24 protein-coding genes are annotated in these 24,310 nt (G+C 67.4%); 7 read left to right on the top strand and 17 right to left on the bottom strand.

All coding sequences use genetic code 11. The features are described 5' to 3' along the window. Window positions 1-8: 8 nt before the first annotated feature. A complete protein-coding gene (gene dnaE, locus ACQY68_RS09010) occupies window positions 9-3,500 on the bottom strand; it encodes a DNA polymerase III subunit alpha (RefSeq protein WP_428149029.1) in 3,492 nt (1,163 codons plus the stop codon). A gap of 247 nt (window positions 3,501-3,747) precedes the next feature. On the opposite strand from dnaE, the gene ACQY68_RS09005 reads away from it, so the two are divergent. Further along, window positions 3,748-3,864: a hypothetical protein gene (locus tag ACQY68_RS09005; RefSeq protein WP_303695797.1), complete on the top strand. Its 117-nt coding sequence runs from the start codon at window positions 3,748-3,750 to the stop codon at window positions 3,862-3,864. 3 nt (window positions 3,865-3,867) lie between these two features. Here the strand turns inward: ACQY68_RS09005 and ACQY68_RS09000 are convergent, their stop codons facing one another. The 3 genes from ACQY68_RS09000 to folK form a co-directional block, all read right to left on the bottom strand. After that, window positions 3,868-5,934, bottom strand: a complete 2,067-nt coding sequence (locus tag ACQY68_RS09000) for a RelA/SpoT family protein (protein ID WP_428152623.1) — start codon at window positions 5,932-5,934, stop codon at window positions 3,868-3,870. A 218-nt stretch (window positions 5,935-6,152) separates the two neighbouring features. Beyond that, entirely contained in the window at window positions 6,153-6,512 is a 360-nt protein-coding gene (gene rpoZ / locus ACQY68_RS08995) for a DNA-directed RNA polymerase subunit omega (protein ID WP_428149028.1), read from the bottom strand. A gap of 362 nt (window positions 6,513-6,874) precedes the next feature. After that, entirely contained in the window at window positions 6,875-7,420 is a 546-nt protein-coding gene (gene folK / locus ACQY68_RS08990; RefSeq protein ID WP_428152621.1) for a 2-amino-4-hydroxy-6-hydroxymethyldihydropteridine diphosphokinase, read from the bottom strand. Between the two features lie 19 nt (window positions 7,421-7,439). Between folK and ACQY68_RS08985 the strand changes: the two genes are divergently transcribed. Together ACQY68_RS08985 and ACQY68_RS08980 are read left to right on the top strand one after the other, a co-directional pair. Next, on the top strand, window positions 7,440-8,012 hold the full coding sequence (locus ACQY68_RS08985) for an NYN domain-containing protein (RefSeq protein ID WP_428149027.1): 573 nt from the start codon (window positions 7,440-7,442) through the stop codon (window positions 8,010-8,012). Window positions 8,013-8,120: 108 nt separating this feature from the next. Further along, entirely contained in the window at window positions 8,121-8,327 is a 207-nt protein-coding gene (locus ACQY68_RS08980) for a hypothetical protein (protein ID WP_428149026.1), read from the top strand. A gap of 2 nt (window positions 8,328-8,329) precedes the next feature. Here ACQY68_RS08980 and smpB read toward each other — a convergent pair whose 3' ends face one another. Both smpB and dapA read right to left on the bottom strand, forming a co-directional pair. Beyond that, complete coding sequence (smpB, locus tag ACQY68_RS08975) at window positions 8,330-8,833, bottom strand: SsrA-binding protein SmpB (protein ID WP_428149025.1); 504 nt, start codon at window positions 8,831-8,833, stop codon at window positions 8,330-8,332. Next, the gene (gene dapA / locus ACQY68_RS08970) at window positions 8,833-9,714 is read right to left on the bottom strand and encodes a 4-hydroxy-tetrahydrodipicolinate synthase (RefSeq protein WP_428149024.1); all 882 of its coding nucleotides are present in this window, start codon (window positions 9,712-9,714) and stop codon (window positions 8,833-8,835) included. Before dapA ends, smpB begins: the two co-directional genes overlap by 1 nt. A gap of 113 nt (window positions 9,715-9,827) precedes the next feature. Here dapA and ACQY68_RS08965 point away from each other — a divergent pair, with 113 nt between their 5' ends. Beyond that, the gene (locus tag ACQY68_RS08965; protein WP_428149023.1) at window positions 9,828-11,876 is read left to right on the top strand and encodes a transglycosylase SLT domain-containing protein; all 2,049 of its coding nucleotides are present in this window, start codon (window positions 9,828-9,830) and stop codon (window positions 11,874-11,876) included. Here ACQY68_RS08965 and ACQY68_RS08960 read toward each other — a convergent pair whose 3' ends face one another. Then, a complete protein-coding gene (locus ACQY68_RS08960) occupies window positions 11,877-12,521 on the bottom strand; it encodes a TetR/AcrR family transcriptional regulator (RefSeq protein ID WP_428149022.1) in 645 nt (214 codons plus the stop codon). Between the two features lie 121 nt (window positions 12,522-12,642). Between ACQY68_RS08960 and ACQY68_RS08955 the strand changes: the two genes are divergently transcribed. The 3 genes from ACQY68_RS08955 to ACQY68_RS08945 all read left to right on the top strand — a co-directional run bounded on the left by ACQY68_RS08955 (window position 12,643) and on the right by ACQY68_RS08945 (window position 15,884). Continuing rightward, window positions 12,643-14,058 carry a glycosyltransferase family 2 protein gene (locus ACQY68_RS08955; RefSeq protein WP_428149021.1) on the top strand — a complete coding sequence of 472 codons (1,416 nt, stop codon included), beginning with the start codon at window positions 12,643-12,645 and terminating at the stop codon, window positions 14,056-14,058. 141 nt (window positions 14,059-14,199) lie between these two features. Continuing rightward, window positions 14,200-15,096 carry a class I SAM-dependent methyltransferase gene (locus ACQY68_RS08950; protein WP_428149020.1) on the top strand — a complete coding sequence of 299 codons (897 nt, stop codon included), beginning with the start codon at window positions 14,200-14,202 and terminating at the stop codon, window positions 15,094-15,096. Window positions 15,097-15,155: 59 nt separating this feature from the next. Then, complete coding sequence (locus ACQY68_RS08945) at window positions 15,156-15,884, top strand: TrmH family RNA methyltransferase (protein WP_428152619.1); 729 nt, start codon at window positions 15,156-15,158, stop codon at window positions 15,882-15,884. Window positions 15,885-15,888: 4 nt separating this feature from the next. Here ACQY68_RS08945 and ACQY68_RS08940 read toward each other — a convergent pair whose 3' ends face one another. The 10 genes from ACQY68_RS08940 to ACQY68_RS08895 form a co-directional block, all read right to left on the bottom strand. Continuing rightward, window positions 15,889-16,542, bottom strand: a complete 654-nt coding sequence (locus ACQY68_RS08940; protein WP_428149019.1) for a glutathione S-transferase family protein — start codon at window positions 16,540-16,542, stop codon at window positions 15,889-15,891. Next, window positions 16,539-17,000, bottom strand: coding sequence for a GNAT family N-acetyltransferase (locus ACQY68_RS08935; RefSeq protein ID WP_428149017.1), 462 nt, complete (start codon window positions 16,998-17,000; stop codon window positions 16,539-16,541). Before ACQY68_RS08935 ends, ACQY68_RS08940 begins: the two co-directional genes overlap by 4 nt. An 89-nt stretch (window positions 17,001-17,089) precedes the next feature. Further along, the gene (gene rplQ / locus ACQY68_RS08930) at window positions 17,090-17,509 is read right to left on the bottom strand and encodes a 50S ribosomal protein L17 (RefSeq protein WP_298163210.1); all 420 of its coding nucleotides are present in this window, start codon (window positions 17,507-17,509) and stop codon (window positions 17,090-17,092) included. A gap of 106 nt (window positions 17,510-17,615) precedes the next feature. Then, window positions 17,616-18,635, bottom strand: coding sequence for a DNA-directed RNA polymerase subunit alpha (locus ACQY68_RS08925; protein ID WP_271085891.1), 1,020 nt, complete (start codon window positions 18,633-18,635; stop codon window positions 17,616-17,618). Between the two features lie 92 nt (window positions 18,636-18,727). Continuing rightward, window positions 18,728-19,117: a 30S ribosomal protein S11 gene (gene rpsK / locus ACQY68_RS08920; protein ID WP_013268944.1), complete on the bottom strand. Its 390-nt coding sequence runs from the start codon at window positions 19,115-19,117 to the stop codon at window positions 18,728-18,730. A gap of 9 nt (window positions 19,118-19,126) precedes the next feature. After that, the gene (gene rpsM, locus ACQY68_RS08915; RefSeq protein WP_077357905.1) at window positions 19,127-19,495 is read right to left on the bottom strand and encodes a 30S ribosomal protein S13; all 369 of its coding nucleotides are present in this window, start codon (window positions 19,493-19,495) and stop codon (window positions 19,127-19,129) included. A gap of 99 nt (window positions 19,496-19,594) precedes the next feature. Then, window positions 19,595-20,326 (bottom strand): hypothetical protein, encoded by a 732-nt coding sequence (locus tag ACQY68_RS08910; RefSeq protein WP_428149016.1) that lies wholly within the window; start codon window positions 20,324-20,326, stop codon window positions 19,595-19,597. 63 nt (window positions 20,327-20,389) lie between these two features. Further along, window positions 20,390-22,864 carry a zinc-dependent metalloprotease gene (locus ACQY68_RS08905; RefSeq protein ID WP_428149015.1) on the bottom strand — a complete coding sequence of 825 codons (2,475 nt, stop codon included), beginning with the start codon at window positions 22,862-22,864 and terminating at the stop codon, window positions 20,390-20,392. A gap of 70 nt (window positions 22,865-22,934) precedes the next feature. After that, window positions 22,935-23,612, bottom strand: a complete 678-nt coding sequence (locus tag ACQY68_RS08900; RefSeq protein ID WP_428149013.1) for an energy transducer TonB — start codon at window positions 23,610-23,612, stop codon at window positions 22,935-22,937. A gap of 117 nt (window positions 23,613-23,729) precedes the next feature. Continuing rightward, window positions 23,730-24,296, bottom strand: a complete 567-nt coding sequence (locus ACQY68_RS08895; protein WP_428149012.1) for an adenylate kinase — start codon at window positions 24,294-24,296, stop codon at window positions 23,730-23,732. Window positions 24,297-24,310 lie beyond the last annotated feature (14 nt).

Genomic DNA, 24,310 nt, shown 5'->3' with positions numbered 1-24,310 from the left:
CCTCCAGATCAGGCGTCTTCGAGCATCAATACGCCCGGCGCCGACTTGAGCGCGCCCCGCAGCGCCCCGTCCAGTCTGTATCGGCCGGGCAGTCGCACCTCGACCTCCCGCCGGCCGTCCAGCGACGCAATCAGGGTGATCTCGCCGCCCCTGCCCTGCGCCTTCGCCCGCTCCAGCCGCGCCTGGATGGCCGACGGATCGGTCGACCGCGCCGAGACGTGGACCCGCAACCCCACCGAGGCGTCGTCGACGAGGGCGTCCAGCTTCGAAACCCCGTCGCCGAAGAATCGCACCTCCCCGTCCGAGGACTTGGCCCGCACCCGCACCATCAGGGCGGCGCCGACCTCAAGCAGTTCGCGGGATTGTCGAAGCTGTTCCGGGGGGAACAGACATTCGAACTCGCCGGTCGGGTCCGAGAAGGTGACGAAGGCGAACTTCTCGCCGGACTTGGCGCTGGCCCGCTCCTGACGGCGGCGCACGACCCCGGCCATCATGAAGGCGTCGTGGCCCTGCTCAGCGCGCTGCACCGCCTCGGCGACGAAGGTGACGCGTTTCCTGCGCAGCGCCCCCTCCATATCCTCCAGCGGGTGGCCGGACAGGTAGAAGCCGACGGCCGAAAGCTCCTGGTCCAGCCGTTCCGGCCCGACCCAGGGATCCATGCTCCTGAGCCGCGGCCGGGACGCCGCCGCCTGATCTGCACCGAACAGCGAGACCTGCGACGAGGTCCGGTCCGCCGCCACGCTCTGGCAGTAGGCCATCAGCACATCGGCCTGTTCGAACAGCTGACGCCGGTTCGGATGGATGCTGTCGAAGGCGCCGGCCTTGGCCAGGCCTTCCAGGGCCCGCTTGTTGACCGCGCGCGGATCGACCCGTTCGAGGAAGTCGAAGATGTCGGCGAACCGGCCGCCCGTCTCGCGCACCTCGACGACGTGTTTCATGGCCTCGAGGCCCACGTTCCGGATGGCGCCGAGCGCATAGAGGACGGCGCCCTTGCCCTCGTCGTCCCAGGCCACGTCGAAGTCGGCGGACGAGGTGTTCACGTCGGGCGCCCGAACCGGCACCTCGAACTTCCGCGCATCCTGATAGAAGACTGCCAGCTTGTCGGTGTTCGACAGATCCAGCGACATCGAGGCGGCGAAGAACTCGACCGGGTGGTTCGCCTTCAGCCAGCCGGTCTGATAGCTGATCAGCGCATAGGCGGCGGCGTGCGACTTGTTGAAGCCGTAGCCGGCGAACTTGGCCACCAGTTCGAAGATGCCGTCGGACTGCTGTTCCGGCACGGACTTCTCGGAGGCGCCCTTGATGAAGCGCGCCTTCTGGATGTCCATCTCCTCCTTCTTCTTCTTGCCCATGGCGCGTCGAAGAAGGTCGGCCTCGCCCAGCGAATAGCCGGCCAGGATCTGGGCGATCTTCATCACCTGTTCCTGGTAGATGATGACGCCGTAGGTCTCGGACAGGGTCTCCTTCAGCGACGGGTGCAGATAGTCGACCTCGGCCCGGCCGAATTTCCGGTCGATATAGGTGTCGATCATCTCCATCGGCCCCGGCCGGTAGAGGGAGATCAGCGCGGTGATCTCCTCGATCGAACCGCAGCGCATCTTGCGCAGGGTGTCGCGCATGCCTTGGGATTCCAGCTGGAACACCCCGACCGTCTGGCCCGAGGCCATCAGTTCGTAGGTCTTGCCGTCATCCAGCGGCAGCAGGTTGAAGTCCTGCGCCGCCCCGCGCCGGCTGAGATATCCGTGGGCGCGATCCAGCACGGTCAGGGTCTTGAGGCCGAGGAAGTCGAACTTCACCAGACCGGCCGGTTCGACCCATTTCATGTTGAACTGGGTCGCCGGAATGTCCGAGCGCGGGTCCTGATACAGAGGCGTCAGCTCGACCAGGGGCCGGTCGCCGATGACGATGCCGGCGGCGTGGGTCGAGGCGTTGCGGTAGAGGCCCTCCAGCTCCAGCGCCGTGGCCAGCAGGTTGGCCACCGACTTCTCGGCGTCGCGCGCCTCCTTCAGACGCGGCTCGATCTCGATCGCCTGCGCGAGGGTTGTCGGATTGGCCGGGTTGTTCGGCACCATCTTGCAGAGCCGGTCGACCTGACCCAGCGGCATCTGCAACACCCGGCCGACGTCGCGCAGCACGGCCCGCGCCTGCAGTGTGCCGAAGGTGATGATCTGGGCGACCCGGTCCTTGCCGTAACGCTCCTGAACGTAGGTGATCACCTCCTCCCGCCGCTCCTGACAGAAGTCGATGTCGAAGTCGGGCATGGAGACCCGTTCGGGGTTCAGGAACCGCTCGAACAGCAGGCCGAACCGCAGGGGGTCCAGATCGGTGATGGTCAGGGCCCAGGCGACCAGGGACCCGGCGCCCGACCCCCGGCCCGGCCCCACGGGGATCCCGTGCGACTTCGCCCATTTGATGAAGTCCGACACGATGAGGAAATAGCCGGGAAAGCCCATCTGGGTGATGATCCCGACCTCCCACTCGAGTCGGGTCCAGTAGTCGGCCTCGGGCGCGGACGGCGTCACCTGCTTCAGACGCGCCTTCAGACCCTCGCGGGCCTGGTGCATCAGCTCGTCAGGTTCTGTGCGGCCGTCACCGGCATCGAAGCGCGGCAGGATCGGCGGGTGCGTCTTGACCAGGAAGGCGCAGCGGCGCGCGATCTCGATCGTGGTGTCGCAGGCCTCGGGCAGGTCGGCGAACAGGGTCCGCATCTCCGCCGCCGTCTTGAAGAAATGCTGATCGGTGATCCGGCGCCGATCCTCTTGGCCCGTGAAGGCGCCGTCGGCGATGCACAGAAGGGCGTCGTGTGACCTCGCCTGGTTCTGTTTGGCGTAGTGGACGTCGTTGGTCGCCGTCAGCGGCACGTCGTTGGCATAGGCCCATTCGACCAGACCGCGCTCGCCCGCCGCCTCGTCCGCCAGACCGTGGCGTTGCAGTTCGACATAGAAGCGGTCGCCGAACACCCCGGCCATGGTCGCCAGAACCTGCCCCGCTTCGGCGGGCTTGTTCTGCACGAACAGGGGATCGACCGGCCCGTCCGGTCCGCCGGACAGGAGGATCAGCCCCTCGGACAGTTCCGCGACCCGGCTCCAGGCGACATTGGGCTCGTCGTCGCCGGCCAGCAAATAGGCTTCGGAGGACAGGGCGCAAAGGTTCCGCCACCCCTTCTCGCTCTGACAGATCAGGACGACGGTCGGGGTCTTGGCCCAGCGCTCGCCGCGCTTTCCGCCGATCCCGGTGACCGGCAGCGCACAGGCGATCAACGGCTGCACGCCCGCGCCCTTGGCGGCTTCCGAGAACTCCAGCGCCCCGAACAAGTTGACCCTGTCCGCCACGGCGACGGCCGGCATGCCCACATCGGCCGCCAGCCTGCCGACCTTGCCCGCCTTGATCGCGCCTTCCAGCAGCGAATAGGCCGAGCGCACCCTCAGATGGACAAAACCGGCGTCTGCGGGCGTATCGGTGATGGCCTGATCCTCAAGAGCAGGCCGGAGGCGACTCATCTCGCCAACAGGGCGACCTGCCACACCATCCAGACAAAGCCGCTGCACGATGCAAGCGACAGCGCTTCCCGAACCACTCTCGTCATCGCCTTATCCCCAGATTGCGTGTTCCGGTATTGTTCTATGTTGGCAGTTTGTTCTCGTCAACAGGCTTCTGAACAAGATGGCGACGCGGGCTGTGGAAAGGCCTAGGTCGAGGCGGACGCTCGCGTCGCCCTCCCGGCGGCAGGCGTCAGGAGTATCGGCCATGGCCAAGGGTCAAGTGAAGTCCAACAAGGAAGTCCGCAAACCCAAGGCCGAGAAGCCCAAGCCAGCCGTGTCGGTCGGGACCTCGCCCTTTACCCAGCCGCCCGGCAAGAAGTAGCCGTCAGCCGCGCGAGCGTTCGACCGTATCCACGTTCGGGTTGGCCCTCAGCGCGGCGATGATGCTCGTCGCGTGTTTGGCATCCGCCACCTCGACGTCCAGGTCGACGTCGAAAAAGTCCGACTGCCTGTGCGCCATCCTGAGGTTCAGGATGTTGCCGCCGGCCTCGCCGATGACCGTGCAGACCTGACCCAGCACGCCCGGCGCGTTCTGGATCGTGGCGCGCAGGCGGGCCGTGCCGACCACCCCCTGCTCGGCCTGAGGAGTCCATTGCAGGTCTTGCCAGACGCTGTCGTCATCGGCGAAATCGGCCAGCTTCTGGCAGTCGATGACGTGGACGGTCAGCCCCTTCTCGGGCTCCAGAATGCCGACGATGCGGTCGCCGGGCACCGGGGTGCAACAGGCGCCGAAATGGATGCTGACACCCGGCGTCAGTCCGCCGCCGCGCACGAACAGCCGCGCCTGGGCGTCGCCGATCTTCTTGCGGTCCGTGCCCGTCGTCAGCGTGCCCTTCAGCGAAGGGAACAGGATTTCGACGACCTTGTTGGCCTGGATTCGTCCCCGACCGATGGCGTCGAACAGGTCTTCCTGCGTCCCCGTGGCCAAGGTCTCGACCACAGCCTTCAGCGAAACGTCGGACAGCGACTTCCCTGCACGCGTCAGGGCCTGTTCCAGCGTCGTCTTGCCCAGCTTGTGGAACTCGTCGCGCTCCGACGAGCGGATGTGGCGGCGGATCGCCGAGCGCGCCCTGCCGGTCACGGTCAGGCTACGCCAGTCGGCCGGGGCCTCGCGCTTTTTGCCGCGGATGATCTCGACCACGTCGCCGTTCTGCAGCGCCGTGCGCATCGGCTTGAGTTCGCCGTTGATCTTCACACCCACGGCCGTGTCCCCGACCTCGGTGTGGACCGCATAGGCGAAGTCCAGCGCCATCCCGCCACGCGGCAAGGTGATCAGGGCGCCCTTGGGCGTGAAGACGAAGACCTGGTCGAGGTACATCTCGAGCTTGGCGTGCTCGACCCAGTCCTCGCCCCCCTCCCCGTGCTCGATGACCTGCACGAGGTGACGCAGGTTCTGCAGCGGGTCGCGGCCGCCGTCCTTCTCCATCGCCTCGGGGTCGAAGCCGTAGGAATGGTTCTTGTAAGCCCAGTGCGCCGCCACCCCGTCCTCGGCGACCCGGTCCATGGCCTCGGTGCGGATCTGCATCTCGATGCGCAGGCCGCCGGGGCCCACCACGGTCGTATGCAGGGAGCGGTAGTTGTTCGACTTGGGCGTGGAGATGAAATCCTTGAACCGCTCGGGCACCATCGGCCAGGAGCGGTGGATCACGCCGAGCGCGCGGTAACAGTCGTCCTCGGCCTCGACCAGCACACGGAAGCCATAGATGTCCGACAGGGACGAGAAGCCCACTGACTTCCGCTGCAGTTTCCGCCAGATCGAATAGGGCGTCTTCTGGCGGCCATAAACGCGCGCAGCGATGCCGGCTTCCGACAGCACCTGCTGGATTTCCGACGAAACCACATCGGTTGCATGCCCGTGCTCGAGCTTCAGCGCCTCCAGCCGCCGCTCGATGGCGGTCCGGGCCGTGGGGTTCAGATGCTCGAACGCCAGCTCTTCCAGTTCCGACGCGATGGAGTGGATGCCGATCGACCGACCCAGCGGCGCGTAGACTTCCAGCGTCTCGCGGCTGATCCGCTCGCGCTTCTCCGGCTTGACGTACTTGAGCGTCCGCATGTTGTGCAGACGGTCCGCCAGCTTGACCAGCAGCACCCGCACGTCGCGGCTGATGGCCAGGATGAACTTCCTCAGGTTCTCGGCCTGACGGGTGTGCTCGGCCTGAAGCTCAAGCCGCGACAGCTTGGTCACGCCCTCGACAAGAACCGCGACCTCTTCACCGAACATGCGGGCGATGTCGTCGCGCGTCGCCGAGGTGTCCTCGACCACGTCGTGCAGCAAGGCCGTAACGATGGTGGCGGTGTCGAGCTTGTAGTCGGTCAGGATGCCCGCGACCTGGATCGGGTGGGCGAAATAGGGGTCGCCCGAGGCCCGCAGCTGCGAGCCATGCATCTTCATCGCATAGACATAGGCCCGGTTCAGCAGCGCCTCGTCGGCGGTGGGGTCGTACGCCTTGACCGCCTCGATCAACTCGAACTGGCGCAGCACCGGAATGCGTTTCGCCGCCGGCTGCGGGGCAGCCGACGGCGAAACGGTGTCATTGGCAATGTCGTTCGCAGGCGGGGTCGAACCCGACCGCGCCGGGAGGATGGTGATACCGTTGGCGGGTTCGGCCGTCAGTACCGCTCCTCCTGGCCGCCGTCCCGGTCGCTTTGCAGCGCGCGGATCAGCTCGGCCTCGGCCATGTTCATGTGCTGCGGCTCGGCCAGCAGACCGACGATTTCCGCCTCGTCCTCAGCTTCCGTGCGCTCGTCGACGCGTTGCAGGGCGACCACGACGGTCTCCAGCAGTTCGGCGGGGACGACGGTGTCTTCCGCGATCTCGCGCAGGGCGACGACCGGGTTCTTGTCGTTGTCGCGATCGATGGTCAGCGACGCGCCGTTGGCGATCGCGCGGGCGCGGTTACCGGCCAGCAGGACCAGGCCGAACCGGTTCGGCACCTTCTCGATGCAGTCTTCGACAGTGACGCGAGCCATGAATTACCTCGGGCGGGGGGAGAACCGCGTTGCATACAGATAGGCATGCGTTTGTGCAACGCCACAGGGGCCGTTTTACGGCGTTGAGCGCTTCTCTTGCTCGCGCCGCTTCCTTTGATCGTCTCGATACTGCCTCACACCGGGCGGTGCAGCAGAGCAAACGGTGTGGCCCTCACCGTATGTATTGCAGATCATGCCTGGATCCGCCGAATGCGCGCTACCGAAGGGATCGACGCTTCTTCGCACTGATTGTGACCAGATCAGAAGCCCGACCACGGCTACGATTGCCGCAAGGATCATCAGTGCGACCCGCGCCTCGACCAGCCAGAGCCACCAGAGTCGGAGCCTCCATGAAAGGCTGTTCAATGCGCAGGCCGCGCATCAGTACCAACCGTCGCGCTTGAGGCGAGAACGCTAGCGAGACCGCCGGCAGGGTGCTCCCACCCCGGCGCGATCTCCGCCAGCGGGCCCATGACGAACAGCCGATCCGCCGCGCGCGGGTGCGGCAGGATCAGCCCGTCGCAATCCCCCTGCTCCCGCCCATAGGCGATCAGGTCGAGGTCCAGAGTGCGAGGCGCATTGGCCGCCGTGCGCCGACGCCCGAACGCCTCCTCGATCCGCCCCAGAGCCGCCATCAAGGCATGCGGATCATGCGCCGTGCGCACGATGGCGACGCCATTCAGGAATGGCGGGTCGGTCGGGTCGGGCCAGGCCTGCGAGGCCCACCAGCTGGAGCGAGCCACCACGTCGATACCTTCACACCGGAACCGGGCCAACGCCGCCTCCAGCGCCTCGCGGCACGAAGCCCACACCCCCTTGTCATTGCAGCCCAGCGCGACGATGACGGCCGCATCCAGATCCAGGTCGTTGTCGATATTGACACTGACCGCGTCAGGCTCCGGGACCATTTCTGACGAGACGATTTCCATGAGACTCTATCCGAACGAACGCCTGGCCCTCTTCATCGACGGGGCGAATCTGTATTCGGCGACCAAGGCCCTGAACGCGGACATCGACTTCAAGAAGATGATCGACGCGCTGCGGGAAAAAGCCGTCCTGGTTCGCGCCCATTATTACACGGCGGTGACCGAGGGCGAAGAGTTCTCTCCGATCCGGCCTCTTATCGACTTCCTCGGCTACAACGGCTTCACCTTGGTGACCAAGCCGGTGAAGCGGTTCACGGACGCCCAGGGGCATACCCGGACCAAGGGCAATATGGACATCGAGATCGCCGTGGACATGCTGGAACTGGCTCCGAACATCGATCACGCCATCCTGTTCTCCGGCGACGGCGATTTCCGCCGGCTGGTGCAGGCGGTGCAGGCGAAGGGCGTCCGTGTCACTGTCGTCTCGACGCTCAGGAGCCAGCCGCCGATGATCGCTGACGACCTGCGGCGTCAGGCCGACGACTTCGTCGAACTGGCCGATCTGCTTCAGGAGTATGGCCGAGCCCGCTCGCCACAGACGCAGCCGACGGTGCGGACCTTCACCCCCGATTAAGCGACTGTTGTTCGCCGGACACACCGAATCGGCGAGTCCGCTTGACGCTCCATCCGCCCGGAACACTGCGGCGTAGCTTCCGTTCCGGGGATCAGAGGGAGCGGTTCAATGCGCAAACAGAAAAACAACAGGGCCCAGTTGTTCACATCGGGCGAACGCAGTGTCGCGGGGCTGGCGATCCTGACAGCCGTCGTGGTGACCCTGTCCGGTCAGGTCGTCGAGGCGATGATGCGACCATCGCTGGGTCTCTATGACACCCACCGGACGACGGTCGCCTCGGTGCAGAACGTGGTCGACGCCCGGCCCCTCGGCTGACCTCAGCCCTTGTCGCGCATGAGCCGGGCCTTGTCCCGCGCCCAGTCGCGATCAGCCGAAGCTTCGCGTTTGTCGTGAAGTTTCTTGCCCTTGGCGAGCGCGATCTCGAGCTTCGCCTTGCCGTCATCGTTCAGATATAGTTTCAGCGGGATGATCGTCTGGCCGTCCTTCTGGACCGCGCCGATCAGCCGATCGATCTGCTTCCTGTGGAGCAACAGTTTCCGCGGCCGACGCGGCTCGTGATTGAACCGGTTGGCCTGGGCGTACGGAGGGATGTCGGCGTTGATCAGCACGATCTCGCGCCCCTCGACCGCCGCATAGCTTTCGGCGATATTGGCCCGGCCCATTCGCAGGGCCTTGATCTCGGTTCCCAGCAGCATGATCCCGGCCTCGAGATTGTCCTCGAGGAAATAGTCGAACCGCGCGCGGCGATTCTCGGCGATCAGCTTGGCCTTGGTGATCGGCGCCTTGACGGTGGCTGCGGCCTTTTCCTTCGTCGTGGCCATCAGAGACCCGCCGCCGCCATCGCCGCATCGATCGCCGGCTTCACCGCGTCGCTGGTCGGGACCAGCGGCAGGCGCATTTCCTCGGTACACAGACCCAGACGCGACAGGGCGTACTTCGCCGGCGACGGCGAACTGTCCAGGAACAACGCCTTGGCCAGTCCGCTCAGCCGGTCCTGCCATGACAGGGCCAGGGCGCGATCTCCGGCCTGGATGGCGTTCCACAGAGCGACCATCCCCTCGGGCGCCACGTTGGACACCACAGAGATGATTCCGCCGCCGCCGTGGGCCAGGTATCCGGGGAAGCTCGCATCGTCGCCGGTGATCAGGGCGAAGGATCCACCGATGTTGACGCGCATCCAGCTCGCCCGCCCCATGTCGCCGGTCGCATCCTTGATGCCGACGATGTTCGGATGCGCCGCCAGCGCGGCCACGGTCGCATCCGCCATGTCCACACCCGTCCGGCTGGGCACGTTGTAGAGCAGCAGCGGAAGCTCCACCGCATTCGCGATGGCTTCGAAGTGGGCCTGCAAGCCCGCCTGCGACGGCCTGTTGTAATAGGGCGTGGCGATCAGGGCGGCGTCGGCCCCGACGGTCTTGGCATGCCGGGTGTAGCCAAGGGCCCTGTCGGTGGCGGTCGACCCGCAGCCGGCGATGACCCGCACCCGCCCGGCCGCGACCCGGACGCACAGTTCGACGACCTGGCGATGCTCGTCGCCGGTCAGGGAGGCGCTCTCTCCGGTCGTGCCCATGGGCACGACGCCGTGAACCCCGGCGGCGATCTGGCGTTCCAGCAGAGCCTCGAAGGCGGCTTCGTCCACGTTTCCGTCACGAAGTGGTGTGATCAGGGCGGTGATCACGCCCTTGAACAAGGGGGCGGTCATTGAAACAAGTCTACCTTGCGTGGGGATTGGCGACGGGCGCCTGAACGAGACGCGAAGAGGGTAGGTTGCCGGGCTCAAACCCGCAACCGGGATGAATGGGGATCGGACACATCATGCTCGCGACCAGCCTCGCGGCCGTACTGGCCGTTCTCGCGCCGATTCCGCAAACGGCCGACCTGAACCGCCAGCCGACCCCTTATGTGGCGGGCCCTAGCGGCTATCAGGCCCGCATTCTCAGCGACGCCGACACGGCCTCCTTCCGTCAGGGTCTGGCCGCCGCCCGCGCCCGCGACGTGATCGGCACGCAGAGCGCCATTTCCCGGATCGGCGATCCGACCGCCCGCAAACTGGTCGAATGGGCGCTGGTCGACACCGCCGCCCCCCAGTTGTCCTACACCGAGCTGTCCAACGACGTTCAGTCCCTGCGCGCCTGGCCCCGCGCCGAGGCCCGGATCGCGGCCGGCGAACAGGCGCTGGAACGCGCGGGTATGGGCGCCGACGCGACGCTCGCCTTCTTCGGCTCCTCCCGCCCGACCACGGTCCAAGGCGCCATTGCCCTGGCCGACGCTCTGGATCAGCGCGGTCGTTCCGACGAAGCCCGGCTGCTGATTCAGGAGTGGTGGCAGACCCAGTCCTTCGACGAGGCGACCCAGGCCCGCATCCTGACCCGTTGGGGGTCGACGCTCACCCAGCGCGACCACGACGCCCGCCTCAACATGCTGCTCAGCGGCCCCCACGGCCCGGCGACGCGCGCCATGCTCAATCTGGTCTCTCCGGAGCGCCGCGCCACCGCCCAGGCCGCCATGACCCTGCGTAGCGCCTATTCGGCCGACAGCGTCGTCGCCAACCTGTCGCCGTCGCAGGCGATGGACCCGGCCGTCGTTCTGGAGCGTGTCCGCATCCTGCGCGCCGCCAACCGCCAGTCCGAGGGTTTCGCCCTCCTTTCCGCCCTGCCGCCCGCCCCCCTGCACGCAGACGGCCAGACCGCCCTGTGGAACGAGCGCCGCAACTACTTCCTCGACGCCCTGGAGCGTCGCGAATGGCGCGCGGCCTATGACGCCATGGCCGGTCACGGCTTCCCCTCGGGCGAACGCAAGGTCGACGCCGAGTTCTTCGCCGGCTGGGTCGCTCTGACCAAGCTCGGCGATCCCGCCCGCGCAGCCGGTCACTTCGAGGCCCTGCGCCAGTCGTCCTCGACCCCGATCACCCAGGGCCGCGCCCTCTACTGGCTGGGCCGCGCCGCCGAGGCCCAGGGCGATCAGGCCCGCGCCCAGGCCTTCTATCAGGGCGGCGCACGTCACATTCAGACCTTCTACGGCCAGCTGGCCGCCGAGAAGGCCGGGATCACGATTCTGACCCTGCCCCCCGAACCCGTCCCGACCCGGAACGACGTCGGCGCCTTCGAGGCCAACGAGGTCGTCCGCGCCGCCCGCATCCTTGGCGAGACCGGCGAGATGAGCCTGTACCGCGTCTTCGCCTATCACCTCGACGACACCTTGCCGGGGATCAACGATCTCGCCCTGCTGATGGACATGACGCGGGGTTACGGCGACGGCTTCGGCGCCATGATGGTGGGTCGCGCGGCCAGCCAGCGTGGCTTCCTGCTGCCCGAGCGCCAGTATCCGATCCGCATCCCGCCCGAGGTCGCGGGCGCCGCTCCCCTGCCCTTCACCCTTGCGATCACGCGTCAGGAATCCAGCTTCGATCCACGCGCCCGTTCCGGCGCCGATGCGCGCGGCATGATGCAGTTCCTGCCGTCGACCGCCTCGGGCGTCGCCCGTCGTCTGGGCATGAGCTACTCGGCCGAGCGTCTGTGGGACCCGGATTACAACATGACCTTGGGCAGCTATCACCTCGGCGAGCTGATGAGCCAGTTCCGGGGCTCCATGCTGCTGACTACGGTCGGCTACAATGCCGGTCCCGCGCGCAGCCCACAATGGGTCGCCCGTTGCGGCGATCCGCGCGGCGGCGTCGCGGGCGGCGGTGTCGACCCGGTCGATTTCATCGAGTGCGCGCCCTTCACCGAGACGCGCAACTACATGATGCGGGTGATGGAAAACATGGCGGTCTATAAGGCCCGCCTCAACGGTGGCTCTGCCCCCCTGACCACCTCGGCCGACATCGCCCGCGGCGCCGGCGGGCCCCAGCCCTATCAGCCCTGATCACGGCTTCAGCAGCCCCGTGAACAGGGCGTCAAGCATGGTCCGGGTCAACAGGCTGCGGTCAACCCAGTTGAAATAGGGCTTGGTGATCATCAGCGAGACGACGCCGTGCACTCCGGCCCACAGCGTCTGGGCCGTCGCGCGTGCGTCGCCCCTCAGATGGCCCGCCGCGCCGGCTTGCTCGACGATGGCCTCAAAGGCCCGGAACAGGTCACCGCCCAGCATCTGGGCCGCGCTCTGGGCCCCGTCTCGCGCCTCGATGGGCCGGGTCAGATAGGTCAGGCGGTAGGCGTTGGGGTTCTCGAAGCCGAAGTCGACGTATGCCTCCATCAGCCTGCGCAGGATGACGTCCGGTGACCCGCCCTCGGCGATGACCGCCGCGTTCGCCGCCTGCAGCCGAGCGAACGCGAGGCGGCAGATTTCGTGCAGGATTTCGCTCTTCTCGGAGAAGTGCATGTAGAGGGCCGTCGACGACAGACCGACCTCGTCGGCGATCCGCCGGATCGTGGCGCCCTCGTATCCGACCTCGACGAAAATGCGCTCCGCCGCGGCGAGAATCTCGGCCCGGCGCGCATGTCCCTCGCCTTTCGGCTTACGGGTCGAGCGGGTCGAAGCGTTCGAGGACGTTACGGTTTCAGCCGACACGCTGAGCCCCCTGAAGGAGAACCGGCGCGCCAACGGGGCCCGCCTCGTCCCTGCATAGCCCCATTGCCGCGACGGCGCCAACGGCTTGCCCGAAGCACAACCTTGAGATACTTCGTTAACCATGGCGCGTATCGGGGGCGGCACGCATATCGCGAGAAGCGGATATCCCTATCGCGCGGATATGCGGTCGTGGAGCCTCGGCCAGTCCGTCATCGTCGCGGTCGGGATCGGCGTCCTGGGATGGAGCATCGCCAGGAATGGCCCGGCCACGGGCATGGCGCTCATATTCCTGGCCCAGCTGGTCTTCCTCGCGGCAGCAGCGTGGCGTGTTCTGCTGATTTTGGCGAGCCTCCGCCTCGATCCAGAGCCGGAGCCCGCGATCGACCTGCCGCGCTACACCATCCTCGCGGCCCTCCTCGACGAGGCGGAAATCCTGCCCCAACTCGTCGAGCGCCTCGACGCGATCGACTATCCCCGCACACGGCTCGAAGGCTTCCTGCTGCTGGAGGACCACGACCATTCGACCCAGGCCGCGGCCGCCGCCTGTGTGATGCCCGGCTGGTTGACGGTGCTGATCGTCCCACCGGGCGGTCCACGCACCAAGCCCGCCGCGCTCAACGCCGGGCTGGCCGCAAGCTCGGGCACGCTCCTGACCGTCTATGACGCCGAGGACGATCCGGATCCGCAGCAGTTGCGCGAAGCCGCCGCCCGTTTCGCCGCCGATCCAACGGGCCGTCTGGCCACACTCCAGGCGCCACTGCGCATCCGTCCGCCCGCCGGCTCCGAGAGGTCCTTCCTTGGTCGCCAGTTCGCGGTCGAGTACGCCGCCCTGTTCGAGGTCACCCTGCCCGCCATGGCGCGGCTCGGATTTCCGTTTCCGCTCGGCGGCACCAGCAATCACTTCAGCGTGCAGGCCCTGCGAGCGGTCGGCGGATGGGACGCCCACAATGTGACCGAGGACGCCGATCTGGGCTTTCGCCTGTGGCGCAGTGGCTACCGCCTCGGCACCATGCGTCGTCCGACCTATGAGACGCCGCCCGGCGACATGGTCGACTGGCTGCCCCAGAGAACGCGGTGGCTCAAAGGATTCATGCAGACCTGGGGCGTCCATACCCGATCGCCTGTGGGCATGGGCTGGCGGGGGCATCTATCCCTGATGATGACCCTGGGGCTGTCGCTCCTCGCCGCCCTTGCTCATGCCCCATCCCTGGCCTGGCTGATCGCCACCATCGCCATTTCCACTGTGGCGGGCCTGCCGCCGGAGTCGCCCTGGTTCGCCCTGACGGTTCTGGTCGTCGGGATGGCCGCCGCCTGGATGAACGGAAAGATCGGCGCGAGGCGGGCGGGCGTGCCCTGTACCATCGTCGATATGATCGTGGCGCCCGCCTACTGGTCGCTGCTCACCCTAGCGTTCGGACACGCCGTCTGGCGCCTGGCGGCTGAACCGTTCGCCTGGGACAAGACCCGACACCGCCGCGATCCGGCCATCGACGTCGCGGCCCTGGCTGAGGTCGAAGCTGGACGCGAGGCCGCCTGAGGGCCGGGCTCGTGGTCGGCCTAGCGGGACTCGCCTCGCGGTTCCGCCGATGCCCTGACTCCAGGCCGGGCTTGATTCCGGAGCCCGATCCGACCGGAAAACCGCTTACACTTTTCCGGATCAGCCTCTAGAGCCTTGCCGATGCCGCCCGTCCTCTCAACCTTGCCAGAAACTCTCGTCACGCGCGGCTGGTCGGATTACGCCCTGCTGGACAGCGGGGACGGTCGCAAGCTGGAGCGCTACGGTCGGCACACGGTCGTCCGGCCTGAACCCCAGTGCTTCTGGAAGCCTCGTGACCCCGGCGCCTTCGAGCGCGCCAACGCCGTCTTCGATCCCCAGCAGGAGGAAGAGGATGCCGGTCGCTGGCGCTTCGACGAACATGGCCCGATCGACGCCTTTCCGCTCGGCTGGCGCGACGTGAAGTTCGTCGGCAGGTTCACCCCGTTCCGCCACCTCGCCTTCTTCCCGGAGCAGGCCGCCAACTGGGAATGGCTCGACGCGCGCATCCGCGCCCTGCAACGCCCCAGGGTTCTCAACCTGTTCGGCTACACCGGCGTCGCCTCGCTCGCGGCCGCCGCCGCCGGCGCCGAGGTGACCCATGTCGACGCCTCGAAGAAGTCGGTCGCCTACGCCCGCGAGAACGCCGAACTCTCCGGCCTGTCCGACAAGCCGATCCGCTGGATCGTCGAGGACGCCCGCAAATACGTCGCGCGCGAGGTCCGTCGCGGCGCCAGGTACCATGGCATCATCCTCGACCCGCCGAAATACGGACGCGGCCCTACGGGCGAGGTCTGGCGCCTGTTCGAGGACATGCCAGGCCTGCTCGCCGACTGCGCCGCCCTTATGGCCGACGACGCCGACTTCCTGCTGCTGAACGCTTACGCCGCCCGCATCTCGGGCCTGTCGCTGGCCCACCAGATGAAGGAGGCCACGGCGGACCGCGGTGGACGCATCGACTGGGGCGAACTGGCCCTGTCCGAGGACGGCCCCGACGCCCGCGCCATCGGCCTGAGTTTCTTCGCCCGGTGGTCGAAGTGACCGAACGCCTCATCACCTCCCTGACCAACGACACGGTCAAGGCCGTCCGCGCCCTGCACATGCGCAAGGAGCGCGAAGCGACCGGCGAGTTCCTCGCCGAAGGCCTCAAGTTCATCGGCGAAGCCCTCGACCAGGGCCGCGCGCCGAAGATTCTGCTCGTCGGCATGGAGGCCCGCCAGCATCCCCTGCTCGATCGCGCCACGGCCGAGACTCTGAAGGCCGGCGGCGAGATCGTCGTCGTGACCCACCCGATCCTCGAGAAGATCAGCCGTCGGGAGAATCCCCAGACCGTGCTCGGCGTCTTCGAACAGGCCTACACGCCCCTGTCGGCCCTGAAGCCCGAGACCGCCCCCTGCTGGGTCGCGCTGGAGCAGGTCCGCGATCCCGGCAACCTCGGCACCATCATCCGCACCGCCGACGCGGCCGGTTGCGGCGGCGTCATCCTGATCGGCGACTGCGTCGATCCGTTCTCGGTAGAGGCCGTCCGCGCCACCATGGGCTCGGTCTTCGCCGTGGCCATCGCACGGTGCACGCCCGAGGCCTTCCTCGCCTGGCGCGAAACCTGGCCCGGCAGCGTCGTCGGCACCCGGCTGGACGCCACGGTCGGCTATCGCGACGCCGCCTACGCCAGACCCAGCCTGATCCTGATGGGCAACGAACAGGCAGGCCTGACCGATGCCTTGGCCGCCGCCTGCGACGTCAACGTCAAGATCCCGATGCGTGGGCGGGCGGACAGCCTGAACCTCGCCATCGCCACGGGCGTGATGGTCTATGCGGTGACCGACTAGGCGTTCAGTCTTCGTCCGGCGCGCCCAGCGGGAAGTAGTCGCGGTAGGGTCGCGCCTCGTCGAGCGCCCGGGCATAGGACGGCCGGGCCAGCAGACGACGTCGATAGGCCCAGAGATGGACGTGTTCCTTCGGGATCGAATGGGTCCAATGAGCGTAGAGCAGGCCCGGCGCCGCTCCACAGTCGGCCAGGGTGAAGGCCTCGCCCGCCGCCCAGGTCCGGTCCGCCATGACGTCGTTGAGCCAGGCGTAAGCCGTGTCCAGCCTGGCCTTTGCCTCGGTGACAATGAGGGGGTCGCGATCGGCCTCGGCGCGAATGGCGTTGTAGATGATGCGCTGCTGGTTGGTCTGAATGTGGTTGTCGAAGACCCGATCCATGAACCTCGCCTCCAGCGCCAGATCCGGTTCGGTCGGGATCATCGGCGTCGCTGGGGAGATCTGGTCAAGGCGTTCAATGATGATCGAGGCTTCGGCGAAGCGGCGGTCGCCGTCCTTCAGCACAGGGAACTGGCCGAAGGGCCAGAGCGCCTTCAACTCGGCCATCGCCCCCTCGCTATCAAGCATGCGCTGCTCGAACGGCAGGTCCTTCTCGTAGAAGGCGACGATGGCTTTCTGGCAGTAGGAGGAAAAGGGGTGGCTGTAGAGTATCAGGTCGGTCACAGGCGCTTCTCCATCCAGACATTGCAACGGGCGTACGGCGTCGGCTGTGGCGGCAGGTCAACGAAACCGAACCGGTCATACAGGGCGATGGCGTGGGTCTGGGAGCTGTTGGTTTCCAGATACAGGCGCGGCGCTCCGGCGGACCGGGCGTGGGTCTCGCAGGCCTCTAGCAGCCGCCAACCCAGGCCGAGGCCCTGCGCGTTCGATGCAACCGCCATCTTGCCGACCTCGAAGCCGCCGTCCGGCATGGCCATCAGGGAGCAGCAGCCGACCGCCTCCCCGTCCCGCTCGGCGATGAAGATGACGCCGCCCTTCGACAGGATCGAGCCTTCCGGGTCGTCCAGCACCAGCCGGTCCTTGGCCTCCAGAGCGTAGCCGCCAGCAAGGATCCAGTATTCGTTGAGGGCGATCCAGGCGGCGGCGTGGTCGGGTCTGTAGGGGACGATCGAGAGGCTCATCGGCCCCACCGTGCACCGGCGCGCGGAAAAGCAAAAGGGCGACCCGATCGCTCGGGCCGCCCTCGATAGCTCTGGCCTGGCGTCGAAGCTTACGCTTCGTCGTCACCCTCGATCGCATAGACCGGACCGGAGTCCTGGCCCTTGGCGTCGACGTCGCGATCGACGAACTCGATCACGGCCATCGGGGCGTTGTCGCCGTGGCGATAGCCGGCCTTCATGATGCGGATGTAGCCGCCGTTCCGTTCGGCGTAGCGCGGGCCGATCGTTTCGAACAGCTTGCCGACCTGGGTCACGTCACGGACGTGGCTGATGGCCTGACGACGGGCGTGCAGATCGCCCTTCTTGCCGAGGGTGACCAGCTTTTCGACGAAGGGGCGAAGCTCCTTGGCCTTGGGCAGGGTGGTCGTGATCTGCTCGTGCTTGATCAGCGACGCAGCCATGTTGGCGAACATGGCGGTCCGGTGGCTGGCCGTACGGCCGAGCTTGCGATAGGCGGCGCCGTGGCGCATCGGGGTCTCTCCTACTCCGGTCCGGGTTTCCCTCTTCAGGGACCTTGGACCGCATTCATTCTAACCGCTCCGATGACCGACAAACGGTCCGGGCGGAGGGTTGAAACTAGATCTGGTCGTCGAACTTCTTGGCCAGGTCTTCGATGTTCTCCGGGGGCCAGTTCGGCACATCCATGCCGAGCGACAGACCCATGGAGGTCAGCACTTCCTTGATCTCGTTCAGCGACTTGCGGCCGAAGTTCGGGGTGCGGAGCATCTCGCCTTCGGTCTTCTGGATCAGGTCGCCGATGTAGACGATGTTGTCGTTCTTCAGGCAGTTGGCCGAACGAACCGACAGTTCCAGCTCGTCGACCTTCTTCAGCAGGGCCGGGTTAAACGGCAGATCGGGCTTGCCGTCCGTCGCTTCCACAGCCTTCTTCGGCTCGTCGAAGGTGATGAAGATCTGCAACTGGTCCTGCAGGATGCGCGAGGCGTAGGCCACGGCGTCCACAGGCGAAACGGCGCCGTTGGTTTCGACTTCCAGCACCAGCTTGTCATAGTCCAGCGACTGACCCTGACGGGTCGGCTCGACGCGATAGGCGACGCGCTTGACCGGCGAATACAGGGCGTCGACGGCGATCAGGCCGATCGGGGCGTCTTCCGGACGGTTGAACTCCGAAGCGACATAGCCCTTGCCGTTCTGGACGGTCAGTTCCATGCGGATCGAAGCGCCGTCATCCAGGGTGCAGATAACGTGGTTCGGGTTCAGCACCTCGATGTCCGAAGGGACGTCGATCTGCCCGGCGGTGACCGGGCCGGGGCCGGTGGCCTTCAGCGTCATGCGCTTGGGGCCTTCGGCGTGCATGCGCAGGGCCAGCTGCTTGATGTTCAGCACGATGTCGACGACGTCTTCACGCACGCCTTCCAGCGACGAGAATTCGTGCACGACGCCATCGATCTGGATGGCGGTGACGGCGGCGCCTTGCAGCGACGACAGCAGCACGCGGCGCAGGGCGTTGCCCAGCGTCACGCCGAAACCGCGTTCCAGAGGCTCGGCCACCAGACGGGCCTTGCGTTGGGCGTCCGAGCCGAGCTCGATCTGCGGCTTCTCGGGACGAATCAGTTCTTGCCAGTTTCGTTCGATCATGGGTGTCCCTCGAATGGAGTTCGCCGGCCCCTCGCGTCCTCGTCAGGTGCGTACAGGGCCGGCGTGAGATGGGGAGGCGTAGTCGGTGTCGCCTAGACGCGGCGGCGCTTGGGCGGACGGCAACCGTTGTGCGGCATCGGAGTGACGTCGCGGATGGTCGTGATGGTCAGGCCGACCGACTGCAGGGCGCGGAGCGCGGACTCGCGGCCGGAACCCGGACCCGAAACGTTGACTTCCAGCGTCTTGACGCCGTGTTCCTGGGCCTTCTTGCCCGCGTCTTCGGCGGCCATCTGGGCGGCGTACGGGGTCGATTTGCGCGAACCCTTGAAGCCCATGTGACCCGCCGACGACCACGAGATCGCGTTGCCCTGGGCATCGGTGATCGTGATCATGGTGTTGTTGAAGGACGCATTCACGTGGGCGACGCCCGAGGTGATGTTCTTGCGCTCGCGCTTCTTTACGCGACCCGGTTCCTTGGCCATGTGTCTGTCTTACTTCTTCTTGCCGGCGATCGGCTTGGCGGGGCCCTTGCGGGTGCGGGCGTTGGTGTGCGTGCGCTGGCCGCGGACCGGCAGGCCCTTGCGGTGACGCAGGCCGCGGTAGCAGGCCAGGTCCATGAGACGCTTGATGTTCATCGACGTCTCGCGGCGCAGGTCGCCCTCGACCGTGTGATCCTTGTCGATCGTCTCGCGGATCTGCAGGACTTCGGCGTCGGTCAGCTGGTTCACGCGGCGCGAGGCCTCGATGCCCACCTTGCCGGTGATGTCCTTGGCGGCGGCGGGGCCGATGCCATGAATGTACTGAAGCGCGATTTCCACGCGCTTGTTGGTCGGAATGTTGACGCCAGCAATACGGGCCACGTAGCTCTCCAGATGCGCGTGATCAGACGCAGAAACCGCTCCGGTCAACAGACCAGGAGCGTGCGCGTCTTTCGCGGAAGCCGGCCTTATACAGGTGATTCAGTTTCCGTCAACGGGTCCGGTCTCGGGTTCGGCGTCCTGGGGCGGTGGAAAGGCGATCGCGACGACGACCGGCCGGCCGTCGACGGCTCGACCGGCTCGCACCTCGGGCCGGAAACGGAACTCGCGCGCGCGCCACAGGGCGGCCTGACGATGGCCCGAGGGTCGGGGATGCTCGCCGATGATCCGGCAGCGATCCAGGCGCTGGGTCAGCCGGATCCGGCAACGCAGGACCACATGGGAGCGATCGGCCCGCACCAGCGAGGCGGATTCGACGTCGCGCGTGATGATCGCCAGGGCCGGGCCCGCGACCAGGACCGCGGCGCTGCCGCCGCCCGCGCCCGGCCTCTCCCCTGCGCCTATACCGTCACCCACGCCGGTTCCCGCGCCGGAAGACGCTGACGGGCTGATCACAGGCGCGACGCCCAGCACCAGAGGCTGCAGCGACGCCGGCTCAACGGGCGCGGTCAGTTCCACGGCATCGAGGCGCGGTTCAGGCGCGAGGTGAACGGTCGAGGGGGCCGAGACCGCTCCGCCTCCGGAGATCGGGCTGTCGGAGTCTGGGCGCGGCGGGGTCGGTGGCCGCAGCATGACGACGTCGATGGCCCGGGTGGTCGCCTCGGGCAGGACGGGAACCACGCTGATCCCCAGCCAGATCAGGATGCCGACATGAAGCGCCGCAACAGCGGCGCCGATGGCGAACCGTCTGCGACTCTCCACATTGATCGCCACACTGCTTATCGCGCCCGGCCTTTCCCAGCGAACCTCGAATGCTGGAACGTGGTCGCGAAACGGTCAAGCCGCTGGTGAGCAGTGCCAGCAAGCCTCCGCGCCGATCGGGCTGCCCGGAGGCGTGGGTGTCTCGACCCGGTTGGCCTCCAGCAACTGGTCCAGCCTTTCGCGGTCCTGCAGCAGGGCGCCGAGCCAGCGATCGTGGGCCCGTTGGACGGGATCGGCGTTGCGCGAGGCAGCCAGACGGCCGGCCAGGGCCTCGAGCCGGTCGGACACGACCGCCGCCGTGGTGGCTGAAACCTCGTCTGACCGCAGCAAGCCGGCGAGTGTCAGAACCGTGCGGGCCTGAACGCGGCGCGCGGGTTCGGCGAGGCGGCCGGAGACGGGCGCAAACACGGCCGTCATCACTGCGTCGATGGTCTCGGTCAGGGTGAGGGTCGATGGGTCTCGGCGGCCCATGTCGGTCAGCCGCTCGACCAGTTCGGGTGCGAACAGGGCGTTGAGCGTAACGTCGGCCGCCGCCTCGGCCGCGCTGCCGACGTCGAAGGCCCGGCCCTGACGCGTGGCGAAGACCTCGATGTCGTGCTGAGGATCGTTGTCGCCCGATTGCTGGGCCGCCAGCAGAGCCAGCAGCGGATCGGGCAGATCGAGGGCGGCAGGCGACAGGGTCTCGATCAGGCTCGCCAGCGCGGCGCGCTGGGTCGCAGCGGGGATGGGCGTCGCCGCCTCATGCCCGTCGCCCGTGACGGGATAGGCGTAGTCGATGCCGCCGACGAGCTTTGCGACCGCGTCCACCTGGTAGCGGTGATAGAGATAGATGGGCACGAGGCGCCGCCGCAGGTCATTGACGGCCGAACCGGCGGGCAGGTTGTCCAGCCCGAAATGGTCCAGGGCCACGCGGCGGACCTGCATCAGGTGATCCAATTCCGCGACGGGGTCCGAGCCGTTGTCCCACAAACTGCCCCAGGCCTGGGCGTCACCGCCGACGCGAGCGTCCGGATCGGACACGAAGCGCCAGGTTACCGCCCCGGCCGAAGCCCGGCGGTCCAGTTCGGCCTGCCCTACGTCGGCATAGAGCCAGTCGATGGCGAACCGGTCCCAGCCCCCCATGCCGACGGCGTAGGCGTCGTCGAAGTCCAGATGGTCGCCGTTCACCGCGATCTGCGGAACCGGATAGTCCATCACCGAGGCGCGTCCCTGGGTCGAGGCGGCGAAGTTGTGCAGCAGGCCGATGGCGTGCCCCACCTCGTGGGCCGACAACTGGCGGATTCGGGCGAGCGCGATGGCCTGAGGATCGTTCGGGCCGCCCCGCCCCGTCTGGTCGGCGCCGACGAGGCCTTCGAAGATCAGCATGTCCTGACGGATGCGGAGCGAGCCGAGAAGGACGCTGCCCTTGACGATCTCGCCCGTACGCGGGTCCACGACGCTCTGGCCATAGGACCAACTGCGGGTCGCACGGTTGACCCAGTTGATGACGTTGTAGCGGGCGTCCAGAGGATCGACGCCCTCGGGCAGGACCTCGACCCTGAAAGCGTCGATGTAGCCGGCCGCGTCGAAAGCCTGCGCCCACCAGGACGCGCCCTCCACCAAGGCCGAGCGAATCGGCTCGGGAGCGGCGCGGTCGACGTAGAAGACGATCGGCTCGACCACGGTCGAACGGGCGGCCGAAGGATCGGTCTTCACCAGCCGGAAGCGGTTGGCGAGGCGACTGACGATGGGTTCGTCCAAAGGGGCTGAGAAGTCGGTCACGACGGTGCTCAGCGCGCCCGTGCGCGGATCGTAGGGACGCGGGGCGTAGCCGACGTCCGGTAGGCGGATGAAGCTGTGGTGGACGGTGAAGGTCACCAGCCGGGAGTCCGGCGCGATCTGGCGCAGCACGGGACCCGGGCCGTCGACCGAGAAGGTCAAGCGGGCCTCCAGCTCGACATTGTCGGGGAAGGCTCTGGCTTGCGAGGCGTCGATCATGGTCAGGTCGGCGACAGGTCGCAGGGTTCCCTGGCCGGTCTGGGCCAGTGTCGGGGCGATACCGTGAGCGTCACGGGTGATGAATCCGGAGATGTCGACGAGAACCGAGCCGTCGGGCGCCGTGGCGACGACGTCCCCCGCCCAGATCGTCGAGCCGACGAAGGCGTCCCGTGCCGCCGCCTGTTCGTCGGGCGATCCGGCCGGCGCGCGATAGCGAGGGTCCTCGAACTCCGCGACGATGCGCTTGCCGATACGGCGGAAGGCCAGAATGTTGGTCGGGCCGATCTGGGCGCGATCCAGTCCGGTGACCGCCGAACCGACACCGGTGCGCAGGGCCGTATGGTGGATGACCCGGGCCAGGGTCCCGTCAGCCGCGGGGGCCGGCAGTTGCAGCAGGACCTTGCCCGAGGCCGGGTCGGTGAACAGGGTCAGCAGGCCGTCCTGACGCATCAGGCCGTCGATGCTCTGGACATAGGTGGCGGGCGTGGTCTGCGCCGCCGCAGGAACCGAAACGGCTCCCATCGCCAGAGCCAGGGCGATCGCCCTCGCCGTTCCGCCGAACCTCAAAGTCATGAATGCCCCCAACGCAAATCTGCGGCGCATCTGGGGGTGATTGCCGGGCGGCTGTCAAACCGCCGGGGGCCTACTGGCGGCCGAAGTTGACCGTGACCGTGACGCGGAAGCCGTCCACCGGCCGTCCCGACGCCATCGTGGGCGGACGAAAGCGGAAATGGGTCTCGGCCACCCGAACGCCGGCGTCTCCGAAACCGAATCCGGCAGGCGACTCATCAACGACGCGGCAGCCTTCCAGACGGGTATCGGCGCGGATGATGCAGTTGACCGCACTGCGCCCCGCGCGCCGCTGACGACGCGCCTCCGGCGGCACGAAGGCGAGAATCTCGCCACTGGAGGCGCCGCGGAGAATGATGGGGCCCGCGCCAGAGCCGGGACCGTCTCCCTCGCCGGTTCCCGAGCCCGTGCCGCTCCCCTCCCCGCCCTGACCCAGGCCGGTGTTCAGGCTGGCGGTCGGCGAGGCTCCGACGACCAGCGTCGGGATCGGCGCAGGCGTCGGCGGAATGACAGGGAGTTCAGGCGGTCGCTCGGGCGGCTTCGGTGTGACGTGCACGCGCGACGGCGCGGCGGGCGCCCCTCCTCCGGGATCGACCTCGGCCGGCGTCGGGGGCGGTGGTGGGGGCGGCGGGGTGACCGGACGGAACAACTCGACCTCGATCGGCGCGCGAACAGGGACGTCGATCGACGCCACCCGTCCCATGCCGACGGCCGCAAACAGACCCGCATGGACCAGAACGACCAGCGCCACGGCGCCGGCCCGGCCCACACGTCCCGACCGTGGAGAGGATGGAGAATGGAACACGCTCGCTTCTACCATGCCCGGCTGAACGCACGGGCACGGCGAAGGCTCAGCTCCGGTTCAGACTCAGGAAGCGTCCAGCGCCGTGTCGATGGCGGCGGCCACGGTCTCGATCGAGCCCATGCCGTCAACCTCGGTCAGCAGGTCCCTGTCGCCATAGTAGGGCAGCAGGGGCGCGGTGTTGCGATTGTAGGCTTCCAGGCGGACCTTGAAGCTTTCTGGATTGTCGTCCGGACGGCCCTGGTCGGCGTAGCGTTTGGCGACGCGTTCCAGAAGCGCCGTGTCATCGACCTTGAGGCGGACGACGCGGTCGATCTGCTTGCCGAGTTTGGCCAGCATGGCGTCGAGGGCTTCGGCCTGGGCGATCGTGCGAGGAAAGCCGTCGAAGATGGCGCCGCCGGCGTCTTCGGCTTCTTTCAAGCGGGCTTCGATCAGGGCGATGACGATGTCGTCGGCGATCAGACCGCCTTGGGCCATGATTTCCTTGCACTGCCGACCCAGCTCGGAACCCGAGGCGATCGCTTCGCGCAGCATGTCGCCGGTCGACAGCTGGACCATGCCGCGCTGTTCGACCAGCCGCTTGGCCTGGGTGCCCTTGCCGGCCGCGGGGGGCCCGAACAGGATAAGGTTCATGTTCAGGCTCCCCC

The organism is Brevundimonas sp., from assembly GCF_965278935.1.
Taxonomy (GTDB): Bacteria; Pseudomonadota; Alphaproteobacteria; order Caulobacterales; family Caulobacteraceae; genus Brevundimonas.
This window is presented reverse-complemented; position numbering and strand designations above follow the sequence as displayed.